Source organism: Ideonella sp. P3_A4 (genome assembly GCF_056403075.1).
Map to the genome: position 1 here is coordinate 1 of NZ_JBFUGE010000952.1, position 1693 is coordinate 1693.

Sequence of the window (1693 nt, forward strand, 5' to 3'; positions counted from 1 at the left end):
CGTCGAGATGGTCCGGTCGCTATAGCGACCAGCGGTTCAGCGCAGCGGCCGGATCAGGCTGCGCACGCGGCGCTTCTTCGGCGGCTCCAGAGGCACTTCGGCCAGCTCGCTGTCGTCGACAGGACCCCAGTGAGCGGCGCCGGACGTGGTGGGTTCCGCGTTGTCTTCGGGCCGGTATTTCGGCGGCCAGTCTTTCAGCGACGAGCGGCGCAGCAGCGCCAACCCGGGGCCGCCGGTGAAGGTGCGCTCGAAGACGTGGGTGGTCAGGTGCTTGGCGGCGCGCTCGGTGATGATCAGCGTCGAGCAGCGCGTGCCGTAGACGCCATCGGGCGTGCGGATGAAGGCAGAAGACAGCTGCCGTTCGCGTTCCCGGTCCAGCCCGGTGTAGGGCAGATGCTCGTCGTCGGCCGGCGCGCGGTCGGCCAGCATCGCAAACAGCTGCCCGGCCAAGGCATCGACGCTGGCCTCGTCTTCCAACTCGTCCAGCGCGTCCTCGATGCGGTGCTTCAGCTGCTGCACCTTGGGCCACGGCGCATCGATGTCGGCCGCGTTGCTGATCACGGTGATGCCGCGCTCGATGCGGCGGCCGCTGGCTTCCTGGTTGCTGGCCCAGAAGCATTCGCCACGGTTGAAGTCGGCGGCGATCAGGTTGAACGGTGCGTAGCCCGACAAGGCCATGCGTGGCCAGAAACGGTCCGAGGTCTGCTGGCCTTCCAGCCAGGCCGGCACGATCAGGCCGCGCGACGGGCCGTCGCTGACCGCGGGGCCACCAGGCCGGCGGACGTTGGTCACCAGCGCAAAGCGGCCCTGGGCGGTCAGGCCCATCCAGGTGCCGCCGCCGGCGAGGTCGCGTCCGCCAAGGATGGGCTGGGTGCCACCGTCAGGCGTCCACCAGCCCAGGCGCGCGGCCGGGCGGTTGAAGAATTCGTCTCGATTGGCGGCCACCACCAGTGGGAAGCGGCGGCTGGCGTCCAGGGCCAGGGCGGCTAGGCACATGGTTCGAACACTTCAAGGTGGCGCGGGCCTTGCAGCCACGGCGCCAGCGCGGCGCCGAGCGTGTGTTCGATCGCCGCCGGCAGGGCTGCCGCCTGGTCGGCGGGCCAGTCCAGCGCGGCGCGGTAGGTTTCGAGCAAGGTCATCTGCGGGGGGCTATCGGGCGATGCGGACGAAGACGGCCGCTGCATCAGCGAGGCGGCGAGCCCGGGATGGGCGTCGCACAGCGCGCGCTGGCCCTCGCGCGCCGCGGCCACCGCAGTGGCCAGGTCGTCGAGGTGCACTCGATAGTAGATGAACCACCAACGCTCGGCGGGGCTGCCAAGCGGGTGCGAAGCGGACAGGTGAGACATCGTTCGCAGCCGGCCGCGCTTTTGCTCGCCGCCGACTGTCGCTCAGCCCTGGTCGACCGGCAAGGGGTAGGGCAGTGGCTGCAATGCCAGCGCCGGGCCGTCGGCCGCGCCGAGGTGGAACGCTCCGGGCCCTTGCGCCAGCGCCAGCTTGACCTCGACCAGACCCAGTTGCGCGCCATCGGGGCTGTGGCCCGCCAACGCCACCAGCCCGGCGGGCTGGCCGGGGTCGGTGTCGTGAAAGACCTCTTGCCCGGCGGCCATGGCTGGCTCGCTGGCCGGCAACGCCAACAGCATCGCGCGGCGCTTCAGCGTGCCGCGGTACTGGCTGCGGGCCACCACCTCCTGGC

2 protein-coding genes and 1 pseudogene are annotated in these 1693 nt (G+C 71.1%); all 3 read right to left on the reverse strand.

The window, feature by feature from the left end; all coding sequences use genetic code 11:
• Positions 1-36: 36 nt before the first annotated feature.
• Entirely contained in the window at positions 37-996 is a 960-nt protein-coding gene (locus AC1DYI_RS34775) for an NRDE family protein (protein ID WP_477208657.1), read from the reverse strand.
• Complete coding sequence (locus AC1DYI_RS34780; RefSeq protein ID WP_477208658.1) at positions 987-1346, reverse strand: DUF4936 family protein; 360 nt, start codon at positions 1344-1346, stop codon at positions 987-989. The genes AC1DYI_RS34775 and AC1DYI_RS34780 overlap by 10 nt, the downstream gene beginning before the upstream one ends.
• A 42-nt stretch (positions 1347-1388) precedes the next feature.
• Positions 1389-1693: pseudogene (locus AC1DYI_RS34785) on the reverse strand (CAF17-like 4Fe-4S cluster assembly/insertion protein YgfZ); the annotation flags it as partial.